General features: G+C 38.9%; 15 protein-coding genes and 9 pseudogenes. 13 read left to right on the plus strand and 11 right to left on the minus strand.

The genetic code is table 11. From position 1 onward, the window contains the following. Positions 1-3: 3 nt before the first annotated feature. Entirely contained in the window at positions 4-435 is a 432-nt protein-coding gene (locus tag SSOP1_RS14450) for a transposase (RefSeq protein ID WP_048054271.1), read from the minus strand. Between the two features lie 68 nt (positions 436-503). Between SSOP1_RS14450 and SSOP1_RS14455 the strand changes: the two are divergent. From SSOP1_RS14455 to SSOP1_RS14485, 8 genes and pseudogenes are all read left to right on the plus strand, one after another. Further along, positions 504-1,021, plus strand: a pseudogene (locus tag SSOP1_RS14455) (transposase); the annotation flags it as partial. Positions 1,022-1,161: 140 nt separating this feature from the next. Further along, positions 1,162-1,695 (plus strand): hypothetical protein, encoded by a 534-nt coding sequence (locus tag SSOP1_RS14460; RefSeq protein ID WP_063492835.1) that lies wholly within the window; start codon positions 1,162-1,164, stop codon positions 1,693-1,695. A gap of 76 nt (positions 1,696-1,771) precedes the next feature. After that, a complete protein-coding gene (locus SSOP1_RS14465; protein ID WP_010923364.1) occupies positions 1,772-2,731 on the plus strand; it encodes an IS5-like element ISC1234 family transposase in 960 nt (319 codons plus the stop codon). A gap of 595 nt (positions 2,732-3,326) precedes the next feature. Then, positions 3,327-3,887, plus strand: a complete 561-nt coding sequence (locus tag SSOP1_RS14470; protein WP_162268493.1) for a hypothetical protein — start codon at positions 3,327-3,329, stop codon at positions 3,885-3,887. Positions 3,888-4,298: 411 nt separating this feature from the next. Then, positions 4,299-5,264, plus strand: a complete 966-nt coding sequence (locus SSOP1_RS14475) for an ISH3-like element ISC1439B family transposase (RefSeq protein ID WP_010924134.1) — start codon at positions 4,299-4,301, stop codon at positions 5,262-5,264. 536 nt (positions 5,265-5,800) lie between these two features. Further along, on the plus strand, positions 5,801-5,926 hold the full coding sequence (locus SSOP1_RS17865; protein ID WP_009993268.1) for a hypothetical protein: 126 nt from the start codon (positions 5,801-5,803) through the stop codon (positions 5,924-5,926). 357 nt (positions 5,927-6,283) lie between these two features. Beyond that, positions 6,284-6,667, plus strand: a pseudogene (locus SSOP1_RS14480) (ISNCY family transposase); the annotation flags it as partial. 114 nt (positions 6,668-6,781) lie between these two features. Next, positions 6,782-6,973: pseudogene (locus SSOP1_RS14485) on the plus strand (ISH3 family transposase); the annotation flags it as partial. Positions 6,974-6,994: 21 nt separating this feature from the next. Here the strand turns inward: SSOP1_RS14485 and SSOP1_RS14490 are convergent. After that, the gene (locus SSOP1_RS14490) at positions 6,995-7,978 is read right to left on the minus strand and encodes an IS630-like element ISC1048 family transposase (RefSeq protein WP_010923242.1); all 984 of its coding nucleotides are present in this window, start codon (positions 7,976-7,978) and stop codon (positions 6,995-6,997) included. A 48-nt stretch (positions 7,979-8,026) separates the two neighbouring features. Between SSOP1_RS14490 and SSOP1_RS14495 the strand changes: the two are divergent. The 4 pseudogenes from SSOP1_RS14495 to SSOP1_RS17230 all read left to right on the plus strand — a co-directional run. Beyond that, a pseudogene (locus SSOP1_RS14495) lies at positions 8,027-8,245 on the plus strand (ISH3 family transposase); the annotation flags it as partial. Between the two features lie 94 nt (positions 8,246-8,339). Further along, positions 8,340-9,245: pseudogene (locus SSOP1_RS16675) on the plus strand (IS5/IS1182 family transposase); the annotation flags it as partial. A 44-nt stretch (positions 9,246-9,289) separates the two neighbouring features. Then, positions 9,290-10,274 (plus strand): annotated as a pseudogene (locus tag SSOP1_RS16680) (IS630-like element ISC1048 family transposase). Positions 10,275-10,293: 19 nt separating this feature from the next. Continuing rightward, a pseudogene (locus SSOP1_RS17230) lies at positions 10,294-10,431 on the plus strand (IS5/IS1182 family transposase); the annotation flags it as partial. A gap of 169 nt (positions 10,432-10,600) precedes the next feature. Here the strand turns inward: SSOP1_RS17230 and SSOP1_RS14520 are convergent. From SSOP1_RS14520 to SSOP1_RS14545, 8 genes and pseudogenes are all read right to left on the minus strand, one after another. Further along, a pseudogene (locus SSOP1_RS14520) lies at positions 10,601-10,999 on the minus strand (winged helix-turn-helix domain-containing protein); the annotation flags it as partial. 101 nt (positions 11,000-11,100) lie between these two features. Next, positions 11,101-12,642 carry a hydantoinase B/oxoprolinase family protein gene (locus SSOP1_RS14525; protein ID WP_009991613.1) on the minus strand — a complete coding sequence of 514 codons (1,542 nt, stop codon included), beginning with the start codon at positions 12,640-12,642 and terminating at the stop codon, positions 11,101-11,103. Then, the gene (locus SSOP1_RS14530) at positions 12,639-14,582 is read right to left on the minus strand and encodes a hydantoinase/oxoprolinase family protein (RefSeq protein WP_009991612.1); all 1,944 of its coding nucleotides are present in this window, start codon (positions 14,580-14,582) and stop codon (positions 12,639-12,641) included. Before SSOP1_RS14530 ends, SSOP1_RS14525 begins: the two co-directional genes overlap by 4 nt. 5 nt (positions 14,583-14,587) lie before the next feature. Beyond that, a complete protein-coding gene (locus tag SSOP1_RS14535) occupies positions 14,588-14,896 on the minus strand; it encodes a Rieske (2Fe-2S) protein (RefSeq protein ID WP_014511449.1) in 309 nt (102 codons plus the stop codon). 369 nt (positions 14,897-15,265) lie between these two features. Then, positions 15,266-16,582, minus strand: coding sequence for an MFS transporter (locus SSOP1_RS14540; protein ID WP_009991608.1), 1,317 nt, complete (start codon positions 16,580-16,582; stop codon positions 15,266-15,268). Positions 16,583-17,012: 430 nt separating this feature from the next. Further along, a pseudogene (locus SSOP1_RS18075) lies at positions 17,013-17,332 on the minus strand (hypothetical protein); the annotation flags it as partial. A 339-nt stretch (positions 17,333-17,671) separates the two neighbouring features. Further along, positions 17,672-17,824 carry a DUF4322 domain-containing protein gene (locus SSOP1_RS18080; RefSeq protein WP_014511450.1) on the minus strand — a complete coding sequence of 51 codons (153 nt, stop codon included), beginning with the start codon at positions 17,822-17,824 and terminating at the stop codon, positions 17,672-17,674. Positions 17,825-18,100: 276 nt separating this feature from the next. Beyond that, a complete protein-coding gene (locus tag SSOP1_RS14545) occupies positions 18,101-18,829 on the minus strand; it encodes a maleate cis-trans isomerase family protein (protein WP_009989870.1) in 729 nt (242 codons plus the stop codon). 58 nt (positions 18,830-18,887) lie between these two features. Here SSOP1_RS14545 and SSOP1_RS14550 point away from each other — a divergent pair, with 58 nt between their 5' ends. Continuing rightward, positions 18,888-19,595, plus strand: coding sequence for an MBL fold metallo-hydrolase (locus tag SSOP1_RS14550; RefSeq protein WP_009989869.1), 708 nt, complete (start codon positions 18,888-18,890; stop codon positions 19,593-19,595). Between the two features lie 529 nt (positions 19,596-20,124). Here SSOP1_RS14550 and SSOP1_RS14555 read toward each other — a convergent pair. Next, positions 20,125-20,991 carry a fumarylacetoacetate hydrolase family protein gene (locus tag SSOP1_RS14555; protein ID WP_009992607.1) on the minus strand — a complete coding sequence of 289 codons (867 nt, stop codon included), beginning with the start codon at positions 20,989-20,991 and terminating at the stop codon, positions 20,125-20,127. Positions 20,992-21,062 lie beyond the last annotated feature (71 nt).

Consider the following 21,062-nt stretch of genomic DNA (forward strand, 5'->3'; position numbering starts at 1 on the left):
CAATTATGTGGTAGTCCTCGAACCTATCGTTTTTTCTCTCCCAACTTCAAGTTCAAAGCCCTTTTCCCTATACTCGCTGATCGCCTTGTCCAAAGCCTTGTTTAACTCATCCATCAGTGTTGTTCTCATCGTCTCGCCCTCTTGAATAACTGTTTGTTGGAGTTTCTTGTAGAAGAAGAATACTGTGCTCTTTGGTGGAACTTTCCCGCCCAAGAAGTCCATAAAACTCTTACTGTCCCTAATTTCTCCCTCCAAGTTATTCCAAGAGATGTCGAAAACGAACTTGATTAGGAGGACTTTGAGGAGTGAGATGACGTCCCACTTGGGCTTCTTGGAGTAAAGGGACTTAAGCTTACTCCTAAACGTTTCCCAAGGGAAGGATTTATCCACCTTGAGTAAGAGGTCCTTTTCAGTTGAAATTGCCTTTACCGTAATATTATCTCATCCTAATTTCTTATTAATATTACTCATGAATTGCCATTTTAATCAACTTGGATAACGTCACGGGAGGACAATATATTGTTGCCAAGTGGGGTAAGACTAGGGATTCAAAATTCCTCAAGATCGAGATAGTAATGGACAATAACGAATTCAACGTGGTAAACGCTGAGGTCACTAGCAACGAGGTTGAAAGTGTAAAAACAGTTAAGGATCTTCAAGATAAGGGAAAGAAGGTCAAGAAGTTTTATGGAGATAAGGCATATGACGCCAATGAGGTTTACAAGACCGGAGTTGAGGTTGTAGTTCCTCCCAAGAAGAACGCTTCTACTAAACGCCATCTTGCTAGACGTAAGGCTGTGCGTGAGTTTAGGAAGTTGGGTTATGATCGTTGGAGGGAGGAGAAGGGTTATGGTGTTAGGTGGCGGGTCGAGTCCTTGTTCTCTGCGGTGAAGCGTACTTTTGGGGAATCGGTTAGACAAGTTTTGCTGGAGTTGAGGCTAAGCTCAAGTTCTGGGCTTACGCGTGGATGGTTAACTTGGCGAATTCTGTAGTCGGTAGGGCTCTGGGTATTAGGGTGTAAGCTTGAGAAGAACGTTGAAATAAATATTAATTACTGAAAAATTAGTGTTATACAATATCGTTTTAATGAGACAAATTGAACGAATCAACAAAGTACTATATATAGAAAAATTAATAATCCATTATTAAAATTAATTATCTATGCAGTCTACTAACCTTCTAGATGTTGCGACTAACGTTGCCACTCTAATGTTTAGAGCTAACCCTAATGCTAACTTCGTTAGATATCAGTCTCCATCTTTCCAAACTAGTATTTATAGTATTTATTTAATGATGAAATTAGGCGATTTCAAATCAAATTTCATCAGTTTTTTCTCTAAATATTTTAGCCAAAATATTATTCTTACTATATGGAACTTAGTTAATAATTATGCATTGGATGATATAATTAGAATAATATTATATTCTATATTTATTTATACTAATTTACAAAATATTCCCAATACCTATATTCAGAAAATCAATAATTTCAGTAGTTTTCTATACTTTGCTCCAAAGTCTACAATTAGTGTAACTGAATTCCATGGCGGACTATCAAAATCTAGTAATTATTATTTTCTAATTGATGGTAATAATTTACAACATCTTATGGCTTTTGCTGTACCAGGATCAGTACAAAAAATAGGTTTTAAGAATCCTGAGGTACTCTATAATGTGAGAGTGTCCGGAATGTAAAAAATTGAATTTTTATTGGCAAGAATAAATTGGTTTTTAGCATTATCTTGGATTAAATTGGAGTAACACTTAAGTTATGGGAGTAGAGGGTAGTACCATGGCAAGAACATTAAGACACATACCAAACCTGATGTACTACCCTCTTCCCCCAATAGAGGATATGCCGTGGAGGGAAAAATGGTTAACGGAGATCAAGCCCGTGCTGGACGCCATGGATTTGGAGAGGGTTCTGGGCGAGGGCGCGCTGGTTTACTTGAAGTTGTTAATCGTCATGGTGCTCTACTCTTGCTCCTATAGGGACGCGGTGAAAATGGTTAACGTGAACGTGGTCGTGGCCTGGTTCGTGGGGAGGAAGGTGGGGAAGAGCACGCTGCACGACTTCGTGGGCAGGTTGTACGGGGTGAGGAAGAAGTTGTTGGAGATTTCCTTCAAGCTTGAGGAGAAGTGCCTACCCAGTTACCTCCCTGCGAGCGCGCATCTCGTGGACTTCATGGCGTGGCTAGTGGACTCCTTCCTACTGGACTTACCTCCTGGGAAGAGGAGCGTGGAGACCTTTCGGGAGAAGGCGGAGCTGGAGAGGAGGGAAGGTAACCTGGAGAGGGCCAGGAAGCTGCTCTCCCTGGGGAGAACCAAGAGGAGGTTCGAGGGAAGGTGGACCAAGAAGAGAGGGGTCTCGCACTACGGGCTCAAGGCCATAGCCGTGATCTCCGTCTCCCTCTTCGTGAGGTCCATCACGGTGAAGCCGGCCAACTTCTCGGACAAGAGGTTCAAGTCACCGCTCAAGGGGATTAAGATCGCGGACAGGGGATTCTCTCCCTCCCCGACACAGCTCATAGCGCGGGAGAAGCCCTTCACTACCCTGAGGGCCCACGTGGAGTTCTTCGGCACCTACCTGAACGCGTTCTGGAGGCCCTACGGGACCACGACCTGGAGGAACGACGTCTTCCTTCACGTCCTGGGAGTGATCTACAACATCAAGATGTTCCTCGCGATCCAACGGAGGACTCCTCCAGGACGTAGAGCCGTTCAGCTCTGAGACGCGCCTCCTCGCGATCAAGCAACGCTATGCGCGATAGGTAAATCCTCTCGTCTTGATATTTTTCCATTATAAAGTTTTTCTCGGTGATCCAGGTCCTACCCTTCTGGCAATATTAATATTTATCATTCTGTTTATCTATTCGTTCAGATAATTACATTCCGGACACTCTCATGTCTATATCAATGATATTTACGATAAATGTGTAGTCGAGTTCTCTTCATCTAATTCTGGTCCGTTTTCTAATATTGAAGTGTTTCCTGCAATAGATTTAGTACTTCCTTTCGATTTAAGAAGAGCCTCACGTAAACCTATAACTTATCTTAATAATTTCAATTTTAAATGGATAACTACGAACGAAATGAGTTTCTTGAGAAAACAGTGGACTCAAGTTTACATGCAAATGATAAATTCAATCAAATCAATCAGTTCTACTCTCAGCTCGTTATTAAAGTATCCTCCAATTTTTCCTAGCCTTTTAAATATACAGATGGCAGGAATAAATTTCCCGTTATCATTTCTTATTCCTTACAATATTAACGCAAGACAGAAATCGTTAGAAGGATTAATGAAGGAGATTCATCAAATTTGGATTATGTTACAGATAATAACTTACCTTAAAAATCAAGCTAGATTAAAACTATTGAATCTTGATTTTTCCCAGAGCTCCAGCAATCCAATAGCAATCTTTAGCTGTAATGGTCAAGATTGTTCGTTATGGTATGAGTTCGATATGAATCCACATACTATGTGTAGAGGGCTGCTGTGGAATTTAAATAGTGGTCCTTCTTGGTTGGAAAACTTTTATCAAAGAGTAACTAAATGTATTAATAGTAGTACAGTAACTTCTATCCCATTAAGGCCAGACATAGTAATATTGAGAGGAGCTAAGAACTGTCAAGATATATTATCAAATGGGCTAAGCGTAGAGATAGTAATAGAATGCAAAAATCAACAATATAAGTTCTGGAGTAATAATATAAAAACTCAGATTTTGCCATATAAATGTATTTTCAACCCTAATAAAATGATCCTAGCTTCAATGGAACAGATTCCAAACATAATCAAAACACAATTAAGTAATAATGGTGTAATAGCAATAGATTTAGTTGAACCAAATAATAATGGAATAACACAATTGTTAAAATATATTTAGCTATACTTTAAATTTTTGATTATTTTATACTATTAAGACGTAAAATTCCTATTCTCTTTTTAACCAAATATTTATATTAAATCTCATATATCAGATTTTAACTAGAATATATTAGTATTTTCTACAAAATCCTTATCACTTAATGAATGAAAAGAATCAGTTGTGTTTCACCAATTTTACTAGAAATGATGTAATTTCTATGGTAGGGGAAAATATCGAGTTATGGTTGTGAAAATCGGCTTATTTCAACATGATTATCAAAAAATTTTTAGATTAAACGAGAAGCATGGTTAAAAAGGAGTTTGTATATAGAGGGTAATATCATCTGTTTAGTATTATCAAGCGGGGAGGGGAGGTCTAGGGAGGAGGTGAACAGGAAAGGGTTAAAGCGAGGGACTCCATGACTCCGTTATGCAAGTTTATGAAACGGGATTCAAAACGGAGTTGAAGTCCCTCGCTAGTTATTTCATCGTCAATAATCTTAACGTTATCTCCCAAGAGTTGGACACGAGGATCGCGGACGCAGCTCCGTTCCTGTTGACAGGGAACAGGGGAAAGGAGTACTTGAAGGTCGTTAGGGAAGGAGAGAAGGTGATGAGTCAAGGGGAGAGGAGCTTCAAGTTCTACCCTCACGTGAAAGTTGAGGGAGAGACTACAATCGTTGCAGTGGACGAGACCGCGATAACCGTGGGGGAGAAGGAGTCGAGGAAGGTGGAAGGATTTCAACTCTATAACGGGAAGAGGAAGGGAGTTAAGTTGAGGTCCGTGGACTTGGTGTTCCCCTTGAGGTTGTCCCTCCTCGAGGAGATAGCTGACTTGAGAAGCGATACTCCCTCCCAGTTCCTGATGAGGGCCGTGAGCGAAGTTGCTCAGCACCTCAAGATAGACTACGTTGTTGCTGACGCGGGTTTCCTGAACTTGAAGGTAATCAAGGAGATGCCCGTGAAGACCGTGGTAGGAGGTAAGACCAACCTGAAGGGCTTCAAGGAACTCTCCAACGTCCCTCTAACCGAGAAGAAATGCGAGGTAAATGACAGGGTTTACGTTGCGTATAGGGTCCTGAAGTACAATGACCTTTACTACTATGAAGTGATATACGTCAAGGAGAAACCCAGGCACTTCATCTTCGTTACCAACTTCAATGGAGATCCCTACAAGCTAGCTGAGCTCTACAGGTTGAGATGGCAGAGCGAAGAGGGCTTCAAGGTCAGGAAGGCCAGGATAAGGTACGTGAGGAAGTTAACCAACAAGATCTTCCTCTACCTCTATTACACTGTCCTAGATTCAGTGTGGAACCTCGTGAATTACCTCCTCTTCAACTTCAAGTCCACGAAAAGGAAGCCTCTCTCCTTCAACTCCTTCGTCAGGCTTCTCTAACTTCCTCGGCGTGCAGAGGACACTCTGCACGCCGTTCTAACCACGTGATAAAAATTCAGATTATCTCCCTTTAATCTGAATCTACACGTTATGTTTATTGCAAATAATGTTAATATGCTATATTTCACTATAATATCACTATCTTTCTCTATATCAATTCCCTTTTGAAAGAATTAACACAATATCTTTCAAGTGAGATAATTTGGTGAAACACAACTGGAAAAGAATATACTAAAACTTCTCAAAATTAGTAGAGTAACTTAACTTCTCCCAATAAAAATAAAGAGATCAAAATATGATTAAATGTAGTAAAGTACTAAAACACATTAAAAATTTTACTAGAATCTTTCTTACCACAAGATGGTTATAGTTAGTTCTTTATGGGTATATTTTATTAATTAATCTACTACAAGGCTTCTATTTGCACTTCGTCATGTAAGATACATTTTATAGAGAAATTATAATTTAAACTGTATAATTAGATTTTTAATATTAAAGAGAAACATTTTTAAGTTTTCTAGATTATGTATTAAAATATGGGATTGTTGAATTTAGTAGTTAATGTAGCCCTTGGAGTTACAGAAGTTGTAAGTGACGGAGACCTTAATAAGGCAATCTCTTTTGTGCACCTTATATACTCAACTGCAAGTGCATCATACTAGGTGTCGTAAGGTAAAGCGGTAGATACTTTAGTAAGTTCGGCTGGTGTTGTCAGCTCATAATATCATTTACTTAAGTGATTGAATTGGATTTAGTTAACACATTACCTTTAGTAAATCCAGACGACACTTATGTTATACTTTCAGAGACTTTAAAGGACAAGACTTTCTCCCTAACATACGGAAAGGCCTTTGTGTAACTTTAGAAATGTTGTTGCCCTTTAGACTATAAACAAGATAACTCTTTTAGCATTTATAGGAAAATCCTGACAGCTCAAGAGGCCCATAAAAACTTTTTAAAATTAGAGCCTTTAATTTTGGTATGACCAAAGAGTCTGCGAGGAGGAGTACTATAAGGCATTGGAAAAGGCAGTTAACGAGGTCATACTATCCATGACTGGAACGAGGAAGGACGTTGCCAAGAGGCTCGTCTTGGGAGTGGTTGTGGGAAGAAATGCTACCGAGATAGCTCAGGAGGCCGAGATGGACTACGAGACCGTGCTGAATAACTTGGACAAGGCAGCTCAAGCCAAACTAATCGAGGTCGTGAAGAAGTTAGTCGGGGATCATCCTGTCCTTCTCATAATAGACGACACCCACGACCACAAGCTCTACGCTAGAGCCATGCCGGTCTCCAGAAACGGGGCACAGATCTTCTACTGCAGGGCGCACAAGAGGTTCGAACCCGCGATCCAACTCCTTGTGATTGGCGTCAAGGATCTGGTGAACAACCAGATCTACGTCAGTATGGGAATCTCATTTTTTGCGTAAAAAACGAGATGAATGAAATACAGAAAAAGTTGAGAGGATGAGAATTTCTGTAGAAAAGTTTGTATATACGAGGGCGAACCTGAATGTATGAAGCATGAGAATACAACTAAACCGGCGAAGTTCAACCGGGACTTCGCCAGGTCTGCCCTCAAGATAATTTACTCGGTCCTCACTAAAATACTTTTCCCTGAGGAACTCCTCAGTGCCTTGCTTAAGGCGAGTGGGAGCTACTTGAGCAGGTTGGGAAAAGATGGGAGAAGAGCGTTGAGAAAGTTGAACGTTAGTATTTCCGGAAGGTTCTTAGACTTCAATTTTATCTAATCCTAGGTATGTTATTGCATTAAGATTAAATCTATACTTATTTTCTTCAAAGAACTGTTTAATACAGTTTTTAACGTCTTCTATCGTATAGAATATTTTATTGCTCATGTAGTTCTTGAGGGACTTGAAGACCGCCTCAGCCATATTAAGCTCAGGCGAGTAAGGAGGAGTAAACACGGGATGAATACCCTTCCTGCGACAAACCTCAAGCGTACCCTTAGTCTTGTGAGGAGAGTAATTATCCATGACCATGTAAACCCTACCACTACCCACACGCCTCTTAAAGTACCTCAAGAAATACTTAACGGATTCAGAGTTAGGCCTTTTAGCAAGAGAAACCACTACTTCGCCGGTCCAAGCGTTTATAGCTAGAATAACATAGATTGAGGAAAAACCTATATTGACGCGCATTACGGGCTTACTGCCAACCTTAGCTAGAACCTTCTTAATTGACGTGCTAATTACTGTCCTACACTCGTCTAGAAAGAACAGTGCCTTTCTTTCCAATTTCTTTATTTTTTTAAAATCTTCCCACTTGTCCTTTTCTGCTTGGATGTTGGTAGGTCTGGGTTTTACTAGGTTGTATCCTAGTTCGTGGACTAGTTCGTATAGTCTGGATTTCTTGTATTCTATTCCTTGTTCTTGTAGTGCTATCTTGAGTGTTTTCATTGTCCAATATTCTTGTTGTATTCCGTATTTTTGGGGCTTATCTTCCAGAATTTGTTTTATCTTTTCCTCTTCTACTTTTCTGGGTCTTCCTGATCTGGGCTTGTCCTTTAGTCCATCAAGACCTTCTTTCTTGTACTTGCCAATCCATAATTTTATCGTGGAATAGCCCTTGTTAAGCATTTTCGAAACTTCTTTCTCCGATTTACCGTCAACTACGTGCAGCTTCACTGCAAGAATCCTCTCCTTAATTCTCGCGTTCTTCTCTTCCTTATAAGCTTGAACCAAATCTTGCATAGTTCAATCTGGTAATACTAATCTATAAACTTTTCGGAAACACTAGTGGTTCAAGTTAAGGACGTGAGGGATGCGTTGAGGAAGATGGGGAGGATGACGTTAAGGGGAGTTAGGGACAGGAGGGTAGCAGTGGACTTCCATGCCATACCTCAATACCACGCTAACAAGAGTTTCTTGAGTAGGATAAAGCCAACTAAGGGGATGTCGTGGGGACTGGTTCAAGCCGCGATCTTCCTCCTGGGGAGGACGAGGAGCTTCCTGGACGTGAGAGTGTCCGGAATGTAAAAAATTGAATTTTTATTGACAAGAATAAATTTGTTTTTAGCATTATCTTGGATTAAATTGGAGTAACACTTAAGTTATGGGAGTAGAGGGTAGTACCATGGCAAGAACATTAAGACACATACCAAACCTGATGTACTACCCTCTTCCCCCAATAGAGGATATGCCGTGGAGGGAAAAATGGTTAACGGAGATCAAGCCCGTGCTGGACGCCATGGATTTGGAGAGGGTTCTTGGCGAGGGCGCGCTGGTTTACCTGAAGTTGTTAATCGTCATGGTGCTCTACTCCTGCTCCTATAGGGACGCGGTGAAAATGGTCAACGTTAGTGCTTTCAGAAAGTTTATAGCTTTAGGCAAAGGATATACCACTAGATCATAGTCTAAGAACTTTTCCAAAATACTAGTGAACGTGGTCGTGGCCTGGTTCGTGGGGAGGAAGGTGGGGAAGAGCACGCTGCACGACTTCGTGGGCAGGTTGTACGGGGTGAGGAAGAAGTTGTTGGAGATTTCCTTCAAGCTTGAGGAGAAGTGCCTACCCAGTTACCTCCCTGCGAGCGCGCATCTCGTGGACTTCATGGCGTGGCTAGTGGACTCCTTCCTACTGGACTTACCTCCTGGGAAGAGGAGCGTGGAGACCTTTCGGGAGAAGGCGGAGCTGGAGAGGAGGGAAGGTAACCTGGAGAGGGCCAGGAAGCTGCTCTCCCTGGGGAGAACCAAGAGGAGGTTCGAGGGAAGGTGGACCAAGAAGAGAGGGGTCTCGCACTACGGGCTTAAGGCCGTGGCCGTGATCTCCGTCTCCCTCTTCGTGAGGTCCATCACGTTGAAGCCGGCCAACTTCTCGGACAAGAGGTTCAAGTCACCGCTCAAGGGGATTAAGATCGCGGACAGGGGATTCTCTCCCTCCCCGACACAGCTCATAGCGCGAGAGAAGCCCTTCATTACCCTGAGAGCCCACGTGGAGTTCTTCGGCACCTACCTGAACGCTAGTGTTTCCGAAAAGTTTATAGATTAGTATTACCAGATTGAACTATGCAAGATTTGGTTCAAGCTTATAAGGAAGAGAAGAACGCGAGAATTAAGGAGAGGATTCTTGCGGTGAAGCTGCACGTAGTTGATGGTAAATCGGAGAAAGAAGTTTCGAAAATGCTTAACAAGGGCTATTCCACGATAAAATTGTGGATTGGCAAGTACAAGAAAGAAGGTCTTGATGGACTAAAGGACAAGCCCAGATCAGGAAGACCCAGAAAAGTAGAAGAGGAAAAGATAAAACAAATTCTGGAAGATAAGCCCCAAAAATACGGAATACAACAAGAGTACTGGACAATGAAAACACTCAAGATAGCACTACAAGAACAAGGAATAGAATACAAGAAATCCAGACTATACGAACTAGTCCACGAACTAGGATACAACCTAGTAAAACCCAGACCTACCAACATCCAAGCAGAAAAGGACAAGTGGGAAGATTTTAAAAAAAATAAAGAAATTGGAAAGAAAGGCACTATTCTTTCTAGACGAGTGTAGGACAGTAATTAGCACGTCAATTAAGAAGGTTCTAGCTAAGGTTGGCAGTAAGCCCGTAATGCGCGTCAATATAGGTTTTTCCTCAATCTATGTTATTCTAGCTATAAACGCTTGGACCGGCGAAGTAGTGGTTTCTCTTGCTAAAAGGCCTAACTCTGAATCCGTTAAGTATTTCTTGAGGTACTTTAAGAGGCGTGTGGGTAGTGGTAGGGTTTACATGGTCATGGATAATTACTCTCCTCACAAGACTAAGGGTACGCTTGAGGTTTGTCGCAGGAAGGGTATTCATCCCGTGTTTACTCCTCCTTACTCGCCTGAGCTTAATATGGCTGAGGCGGTCTTCAAGTCCCTCAAGAACTACATGAGCAATAAAATATTCTATACGATAGAAGACGTTAAAAACTGTATTAAACAGTTCTTTGAAGAAAATAAGTATAGATTTAATCTTAATGCAATAACATACCTAGGATTAGATAAAATTGAAGTCTAAGAACTTTCCGGAAATACTAGCGTTCTGGAGGCCCTACGGGACCACGACCTGGAGGAACGACGTCTTCCTTCACGTCCTGGGAGTGATCTACAACATCAAGATGTTCCTCGCGATCCAACGGAGGACTCCTCCAGGACGTAGAGCCGTTCAGCTCTGAGACGCGCCTCCTCGCGATCAGACAACGCTATGCGCGATAGGTAAATCCTCTCGTCTTGATATTTTTCCATTATAAAGTTTTTCTCGGTGATCCAGGTCCTATCCTTCTGGCAATATTAATATTTATCATTCTGTTTATCTATTCGTTCAGATAATTACATTCCGGACACTCTCACGTAAGTTCTCTTTCCTTTCTTGTACTTGAAGCCTAACTTCTTGAGGACTGGGCTTAAACTCCTCGGGTTGTACTTTATCCCAAATTCCTTGTCAAGTATATACGCTATGAGCTTCAAGGTCCAGAAATCGTAGTTCAAGCCGAAATCTCTTGGGCTCTTTTCTAAGATTCGGACGAGCTTTTCCTCGTCCTTCAGTTTCGTGGGTCCCTTCCTCGGCTTAGCGCTCAGGTCACCTTTCCTCAACCACTTGTACACGGTAAAGATGGAGACGTCATACTTCTTGGCAACGTCCTTTATACTCATCCCGTTCCTCACATCTTTTACAGCGTTAATCCTCCTCTCTTCCTCTTGTTTCTTGTTGAGCCTTATACCGTGCATTCTGGATTTCGGCATAACAATTTAGTATTACTCATGAAATATAAATCTTGCTCTTTAAAGTCTGACGAAGTATAAGCACATTATCATTGGATCTTTATACGGGAAATTAGAATTTTTTACTCATTAGGTGTGTAATATCCTCCACCGCCCGGAGTTTCTATGATTATCTCATCACCTTTATTTAAAATCGTTGAGAACTTACTGGGCATCTCCTCCTTCCTACCATCAGCCCTTATTATCGTAACCTTTGCAGGCTTACCGTTTCCACCACCTTTCAAACCCCAAGGTGCAACCCTAAACCTCTCCGCTATGATTGATAACCTAGTCTTTTCCAGAACCCTAAATGCCCTAATTATACCATCACCTCCCTTGTACTTACCAACTCCGCCACTATTCTCCCTTATTCTATATATGGTGAACATTATTGGATAATACCTCTCAGCAATCTCAATTGGAGTATTTAAAGTATTAGTCATATTAACTTGAACAGCTGAGACGCCATCCTTATTTGGCCTTGCCCCAGTGCCTCCGCCTATAGTCTCATAATAGGCCCAATACTTACCCTTATACATACCACCCATCATTACGTTCATCATAGTACCCGAACCAGCGGCTGGAACGCTGATGAGGTGAGATAAGGCCTTGAAGGTAACATCGGCAATCCTCTGTGAAGTCTCTACATTCCCACCTCCAACTGCAGCCGGCTTATTGGGATTAACTATAGTACCCTTAGGTGCATCAACCTTAATTAGACTATAAAAGCCCTCATTTGTAGGTATATCCTTCCCTATTAATGACCTTATGACAAAGCTAACAGCTGAGAACGTAACTCCATATACTGCGTTTAAAGGTCCCTCCATCTGGGTATCAGTTCCAGCGAAATTAGCGTAAACGCCATTCTCATCAACCTTTACCTTTAGCCTTATTTTCTTTAATTCATCACCTATTTCTAAATAATCCTCATCTTCACCAATACCATTACCCCATTTTGAAATTTCGGATAACGCCAACTTCTTTCCGTACTCCATAGAGGTCTTCCACGCGTTAAGGACGTTATCGTAACCGTACTTATCAAACATCTGCTTAATCCTAGCTATACCATTAAGGTTTGCTGAAATCTGTGCATTCAAATCACCTATTGATACTTCGGGTACCTTGAAGTTATGCTTAATTATATTAATAATCTCATTGTTTATTTCTCCTTTCCTCATCAACCTCACTGGGGGTATTACGAAGCCCTCTTCGTAGATTGTAGTTGCATATGGATTTAGACTACCTGGCATCGGCCCACCCACATCAACCTGATGTGCCTTATTTACAACATATCCCATTAGATTGCCATTATAGTAAACCGGGGCTAGAACCATTACGTCATTTAGGTGAGTACCGGATGTGTAAGGATCATTTAAAACAATCATGTCCCCCTCTTCTAGTTCTTCTATCTGGTTCAGCGTGTTTTTAACCCCAATGCTAAAAGAACCTAGGTGAACAGGTATGTGTTCAGCTTGGGCTATAATATTACCCTCAGCGTCTGTTATTGCACAGCTATGATCCATCCTCTCCCTAATATTCGGTGACATAGCTGACCTCTTTAGCATGACGCCCATTTCCTCTGCAATGAACTCAGAGGCTTTGTAAATTATTTCCCAACTTGTCATTCTCTCACCAATACTATTGAATCATCTATAATTGCATTCCAACCATCCTTTATAACTGTAGTCGAACTATATTCCTCAATTATTGCTGGCCCCCCTATTCTAAAACCTTTAGGCAACTTCTCCCTAACATAGACATCTACATTTACCCAATCGTCGTCAATTACTACCTTTCTAACTTCTCTTGGCTTATCATAATTTCCAAAAGCTACCTTTATTTTAGGTAGTGGTCTCTTCTTGATAGCGAAAACTCTTATTGTAACAACCTCTATCTCCCTATCTTTCATCACGAAACCATAAGTGGCTAGGTGTTTCTCCTCAAATACTTTCCTAATCTCATTAACGTTATTTACCGGAATTGTTAACTCCCATCCTTGCCCCTCATACCTCACATCTGCAAGTCTCAAGAAGTAATCGACGTTTCCCTTTAACTTCTCGTATAGCTCCTTTTCCAATTGTTCAAATTCACTCCCTAAGTCTTTAGGATATGATTTCCTAACTTCAAAACGCCAATCAGCAAGTAATAGTCCTAATGCACTGAATAAGCCTGGATGAGGTGGTATTATAACCTTACCTATTCCTACCTCCTCAGCCAAGTATACTGCGTGTTGTGGACCAGCACCTCCAAAGGCTATTAAGGAGAAGTTCGATGGATCTAATCCCCTCTCCACCGTGACTAATCTTATTGCCCTAGCCATCTCCAGATTTACCAATCCTAAGGCGTTCTTACTTACCTCATATGGATCACCCAACTTACTCATCCCCCTTATTGCGCTCTCTTTATCTAACTTTAGATTACCACCAATAAGCTCTGTCCCCAATCTTCCTAAAATCAAGTTTGCATCAGCTATGGTAGGCCTATTTCCTCCCTTTCCGTAGGAAATCGGCCCGGGATCTGCACCGGCACTTATAGGCCCGACTTTTAAGGCATTAGCCTCGTCCCTCCATATTATTGTACCTCCACCAGCAGACACCTCTGCTAAATCAACAAATGGGAACCTTACTGGATACCCACTACCCTTAACTATCCTTCCGTAATGTACTTCTCCTCCAACTTCATACTCAGTGGTCATTTCAAAATTACCATTAATTATAACACCTGCCTTAGCGGTGGTACCTCCCATATCGAAGCTTATTAAACTCTCATTAGGCAAAAAGCTAGCTGAAGCTATTACACCAGCTGCTGGCCCGGATTCAATTAACTGTACCGGCTTCTCAGATGCTTCTTTAATATCTACCAATCCTCCAGAACTTGACATAATGTAGAAGTTCTCGGTTGGTAAAGAGACTTGTAACCTCTCAAGGTACGCAGATACTATTGGCATTAGCACTGCGTTAACTACTGCAGTGGAAGTCCTTTCGTATTCTCTAGGTTCTGGTGCTATTTTTGAGGAGATTGAGATGTATTTGAAATACTTCTTTAACACGTTTTCAGTAATTAGTTCATTTTTTGGATTCAAGTAAGAGTGCAGATAACTTACAGCAATTGATATTACATTTTCGTCTAAAAGCTTTTTAGCAACCCTCTCTATCTCATCTTGATCTACCTCCTTTATCATATTTCCTTCAGCGTTGATCCTCTCGTCAATCTCAAATCTCAAACTTCTAAGTACCAGCTGTCTTGGCTTTTCAAAATATAAATCATAAAGTCTAGGCCTATTCTGCCTACCTATTTCGATAATATCCCTAAATCCCTTCGTAACGAGTAAGGCTGTTTTTGGAATTGTTAAGTTCTCCTGCCCTAACAACGTATTCGTCGCTAGGGTCGTGGCGTGAGCTATCTCACTTACGTTGCAGTTTAAAGTGCTTATTACATCCTTAATGACTTGTCCAGGGTCCTTAGGGTTAGTTAGGATTTTTATTGTCTTAATTTCCCCATCGCTGGCTAGGACTATGAAATCAGTGAACGTCCCGCCTATATCTATTGCCACTTTACACTCCATATTCATCAACCCTTTGTTCTGGGTACAAATGGTTTATCCTCAAAAACTACTTCCCCGTTTATTAATCTAGCTCTTATTAGTTTGCAATTAGGTGTACGAGGTGTTTTGGATTTCGGTGGTTCTATAAGTTCACCCGTTATGAGTGAGAAGACTGCATTATAGAATGGACAAACTATATTATCCAAGTTAATTTTATATCCTTCAGCGGTTATTGGTCTTTGCTTATGTGGGCACCCAGCGAGGTAAGTGTACTCTTTTCCATCTTTTTCGTAAATCATTATTGGATAGCCATTGATTTCGATTACCTTTAACATGATATAAAAAAATATATACGTTTTCATTTAAAAGATCAGCACTTAAAGGACTCGTCACAGCTCAGCTTGGGGAGTTCTCTTCACTAAACGATATTATTAGACTGACTTTTAAGAGTTAACCGTAAAAATGGTTGGTGGACTTGTTGAATTTTAATAAAGAGTTAAGAGGTATCAATGACATAAATTGAACATCTTTACATTAATTGAAAGGAAGATAATATAGTAGTTTAGTGTAAAATTCATTCAACAGATAGCTAAGCACTGTAAAAAAGAATTATCAAATGTACCTTATTGCAGAAAAATATGAATAAATGATTAACTTGATAATGCTTATAGTAATATAATAAAAAAGATATATTTACTTATGCCTTAATATTCCTGCTTCAGTATTTCTTCTCCTTCATAAATTCTTCCTTTAGTCTCTTTAAGAAGTAATGCAAGTATCAGAACTACTATACCAGTGAGTATTGTAAAGTAAACCGGAGAGAATATGTTACTAGTTGCACTAACTAAATAGGTCAAGATAAATGGTGTAAGACCTCCTATAAATCCAACTCCTACCTGATACGAAAATGATATCGCTGTATATCTAACCATCGGTGGAAACGATTCAACAAGAAATGCAGGCGTTATTGCACCTGCAAAGTAGTATATTAATAGTCCACCAAGAAATATAGCACCGATTACTGCTGATTCATTACCTTGAAGTAATAGATAATAGTAAGGATACGCCAGTCCTATTCCCATTATGGAATTTATTATTATTTGCGTCCTTCTTCCTATAATGTCGGACAGATATCCAAAAAATATTGAGGCAAAGATGCCTATTGCCGATACTAAAAATATAGCAAAGTCTATTGTTTGAAGAGAGACATGAGGCATATTAAAGCGTTGGGCAATAGTTGTAGCGTAACCTACAGAATATGCGAAATTTGTATAATACCAAGCCCCATTAATGATTCCCACTATAAATAAGTTTGCGAGTATTAACTTCCAGTATTTTCTAAACGCTTCAGAGATTGGATTTTTCAATATTTTTCGATCTTCCCTCAACTTCCTAAATACTGGTGAATCTTCTATTCTTAGCCTTATTAGTAATCCCACTATTGCAATGAGTAGTCCAGAATAGAACAATATTCTCCATCCAAAGTTATCGAAGCCAGTTTGCCCCATTATTATAATTATAACAAATATTATACCAGTCGCTAGCAAGTTGGCAATAGATACTGTAGCTTGAAGAATACCTGAATATAACCCCCTCCGACCTGGATTTACGTATTCAGATGTTAATGAAAACGCACCACCCCACTCTCCGCCTAAGGCCACACCAGTAAGGAACCTTAGTATGGCGAGCAAGATTGGCGCTAATAGACCTATTTGATAATATGTTGGTAAGAGTCCAACAAAAAATACGCTAAGTCCAGTAAGTAAAATCGTAAAGACTAATGAATACTTTCTTCCTACTTTGTCTCCTAAATATCCAAATACTATACCACCTAATGGTCTACCTAAAAACCCTATAAAGAAGGTTAAATAGAAGGCTAACAGTGAAGCTATTGGATTAGATGACGGAAAGAATAATTTTGAAACAACAGTCGCCACGAATGTATAAATAAAGAAATCATACCATTCTAGTGCCATTCCGAAACTTGAGGCGATTATAGCCTTAGTTTTCTCTGAGACCATTTTACCACAATTATAAGTAGCACCTCAATATATATATATTTAAAAGGGATAGAGTACATATCTAGCACAACATACTTATGTGAACTACTCCGCTCTCACCGGTAGACGCAAAGTCACTCCTTAAAAATAAATCTATAGTATTACCAAGCGTTTTTGTCTACTTCAATTAAATAATCCTCTATGCTGGATACATTATTAGATAGCATTTATAGGAAAATCGTTACACTTTTACGTTACGTTAAAAATATATAATAAATCTTTCCTGGTTAGATGAAAAATGTTTATTGATAAGCTATAATATTAAGAAGTACAATGAAAGATATTTATAAATACATGGATAAATATTTTGACTTTTTATGATAAGGGAATTTCCTAAAACTACTAATCAGAAATCAAAGAATAAAAAAGTCTGAAATCCTCTCCCTTCGCGTTTGAACAAAGGGAAAAGGGAATAGTGAAACATTACCAACAAGAAGACTAACGTGCTAAACGGAAACTTAGTTGAACCAGCGAACAAGAGAAAGGACTTAGCATTCCTATAGGAAGTCTCTATAGGATTCCTTACCTTATCGTAAAGCCTAATCCTTGGGTAGATCGGGGTTTATAGCCTTAGTGATGTACTCAACTTTCGTCATCTTCTCCTTACCTTGAACGATAAATTTGAACTTGCTTATTCATGCTGCGCTTCTTGCAATTAGTAATGTATTTTCCGTCAAATTTCTCGTAGATTTTAACATCACCAACTGGTACTGAAAACGTATTTGAACACTGATGTTCTGTACCACTTGGTTGTGGTCCAGTCTATTGGTTTCTTTCACTCCCATTAGTGTTTCCAGTGCTATTTGTTTCACATGTTCCAAGAGTTTTTCTATAACTTCCCCTTTCTATAGGTAGTTTCTCTCTGTTCGTGGCGATATACGTTACTGTTTCCAGAAATTTGTTATACTTTATAATTCATTAATAAGTTTCTTATAAATAGTGATAACAAGGAATCAATTAATCAAGTTGATAAGCTTTATGTATTCATTAAGGCCAATACAATGGAATTATTTTCAATAATATTTTATAAAATAATACTAGACTATAGACTTACTGGAAGTAGTAGTTTTTGTCTTGTTTTCTATTGGTCAATAAGGTTGAGACGAGCACTTTGGCTACTTTTTCTTTGTAGTTTATCATAGAAGCTAATTTATGTCCTATTTGATAAATGCTGTTTTGATGAGGAAAACTTTGTATTATCATCTCGGTTTCACACGCAGTAATATGGTTTTCCTCACCTTAAATCTTTTTTCAATTTATCAACTTCATCGCAGTGTAATTAGTTCCGTTATCTTCTAAAATCTAATATTAAATGAGTAATGTTATTTTTGTAAGGTGTTTTGAATCCACCGTCACAGAGGGGGACTTTCACTCCTTAAGCCCCATGAAGTTAACTATTATTAATCTTCAATTTCTTATCCTTATATACCCCCTTTATCTGTTGAGTATCATTGCGACTTAATTTTCCTTTTAAGTTTTTTAAGTTATTTCGAATAAGTGTCCTAGCTCTCTTACTTTAATATTAAGGTTTATTTTATATAGCGTTTCCCATAATGTAGCACTATTGCTACTTATTACTGGCTTCTTAGTTTCCTTTTCTAATCTAGAGAGAATCTCGAATGTTCTAAGGTTTGTGCAAGAGATAAAGACACCGTCATAGTCCCCTTTAACGTTTCTTAATACGTTAACTGCGAAATTATATACTTCTTCAGGTGTTACTTGACCTATTTTAATATTTTCACGTATTCCCATCCCTGCGCTCTTAACTATTTCAAAACCGTTCTTAGAGAAGAACTCTATCTCCTTTTTGTTAACCTCTTCTATGTAAGGCGTAAGTAGAACTAATCTTTTAATGTCTAGTCTCCTCAATGCATTTATTACAGATCCAGAGGTGGCTGTAGCAGGGACTTTCGCAATTTTCTCGATTCTTTGAATTATTTCCTCATGATGTTTAGGTCCTTTAAATAAGCTACCAGTGGTACATGCATAAGAAATAATTTGGGGCAAGATCGTTGATAATTCACTAGCAGCCCTTTCCGTTTCCCTTTCCATTTCTGCTAAATCCTCTATCGTAACATTTCTCAACTTTATCCTTGAAAAATGTGGGGTAATTCTATACTCCTTAATTTGATTAAATACATTACTAAATTCATATTCTACAGTAGTATTAGAAGAAGGAATTATTACTCCTACTTTTATCCATTCCATATTAGTCTCTAAATTTGGTGTAATATAAACTTTTTACCTCGGGACTAATAATTTTCGTATGAATTGGAAGATCTTAGTTAATGGAGTGCCAATCTATACTAGTTTGGGTTTCGTAGGCTTTTGTAATATCGTATTGATGGACATTGACGATAAATATTTGATTTATGACCCGGGGCACTTTGGAAATAGGGAAGTCTTGTTAAAAGCATTAAAGGACAGTGGATTATCCCCATTAGACATTGATGGGGTTATACTATCACATATGCACTATGATCATTCTCTTAACTCACTATTATTTCCGAACGCCAAAGTTTACACTACTAGGGAGGAGGTTGAATACACAAAAAACACTCCAGATAATTATTCAGTTACTTACCTACCAGATCTTTTAAGGGAGAGAATAGTTCTAGTAAAGAATAATGAACAACTAGATGGTCTGAAGTTTATTCTATTGCCTGGTCATACAGGTGGAAGTTTGGGTGTAATGTATAAGGACACCATTTTCGTTGGAGATGCCATTAAATACATTATTGACGCAAAAAATGGTGAAACGTCATTTGCGTATTACGATATTACAGAAGCTAATAAGAGCATTAGAAAAGTATTAAAACTTGCCAATAAAGTAGTACCTGGTCATGATGCTCCATTTACTATAGTAAGAGATTCCAATAAGATAGAGATCATTCCAGATTCGGATCTGATTAACAAGGAATTTACCGTATACACCAGAAGTGACGAACCTAAAATACTCATTAGAAGAGTCTAATTCAGTTAAAACTTTTACAGCAAAATCGAGTAGTAGTTTTAGGAAATTCCCTTATCATAAAAAGTCAAAATATTTATCCATGTATTTATAAATATCTTTCATTGTACTTCTTAATATTATAGCTTATCAATAAGCATTTCTCATCTAACCAGGAAAGATTTATTATATATTTTTAATGTAACGTAAAAGTGTAACGATTTTCCTATAAATGCTAATCGAGTTATAGAAGTTCATGAATAATATTTATTGTTAAGGAGCGATTCGGGTTTGCTTTACGATTTCAATTTATTTCTATAGAATCCTTTAGAATAATTGATTCTACATTTCAAAGACTAATAAGGGACAAGCGTGAAGGAATATCGTGTTAATAGTACCAATAGAACAAACCATTATGCTCTCCCTAATATACTTCTTAAAGACGCATTATAAAACATATGTACACAATAATTTCTTCATTTAATTACCCTTAATCAGATGAGATATTACCATTTGTAAAGGAAACTTGAATATTCTTTAAAATATAAACACACTAACTTGATTTGTAAATCTTTATTGGATTTTCTAATCTACCTATCTTCTCGACTTCAGCTACCATTAGTGCGCTTTCAATTGGCTTTAGGTTAAACTCAGAAGCGTCAGAAACGTTAGTATAACCAATGCTTCCAGTAGATATTACACTAAACGGGGGAATTGTAACTATTTTTGATAGCTCTGATAGTATTTCCTCTATAGAGAATATAAATTCACTTGAATACCCATCTTGTACTAATTCACCATTGTAATAACTTCTCATCCTTAAGGAGTTAACATCGCCTATCTCTTCCTCGGTGACAATATAAGGTCCTATTGGAGCAAAGGTATCCCTAACCTTATTCCTAAAATGAGTACCCCTCATTAATAGCTTCTTAACATTACCATCTGTAGGATCTCTTCGCATAGCGTAATACGAGTCTTCCTTTAGACCGGGAGGATAAGTTATATCATTAAATACCGTATATCCTAGGATATATTTCTTAACATCGCTTCTGCTCACGTCTTTCATTTTGAATCTGGTTATAACTCCAATTTCCACCTCGGGTCTTATGGCATCCGGGGGAGATATAATAGGCTGTCTATGAGCTATTGCCACAGTGGGGAGTTTTATGAAAAATTTCGGACTTTTCACCATTTCCTTAGCTTCATTTTTGTCATTAACCCCGACCATTTTAGGCGAATTCACTAATGTGCATATTATTGCTGACGGCTGTATCGGAATATCCACATTTATTTCGTCTAATCTATAGGAATTTCCTCTTTCCTCCTCCTTACCAATTTCAGAAATCTCATATACATAGTTTCCTTCAACTACGCCTATCTTCCTAAGGTTACCAACGTAAAATGAAACATATCTAACCATAGTATAGTCTAATTCTAGTAGAGGTAGATATGTGTTTAATCAAACTAGTTTTATCGCACTAGTTTTAGGAA

The sequence above is a fragment of the Saccharolobus solfataricus genome, from assembly GCF_900079115.1.
Classification (GTDB): domain Archaea; phylum Thermoproteota; class Thermoprotei_A; order Sulfolobales; family Sulfolobaceae; genus Saccharolobus; species Saccharolobus solfataricus.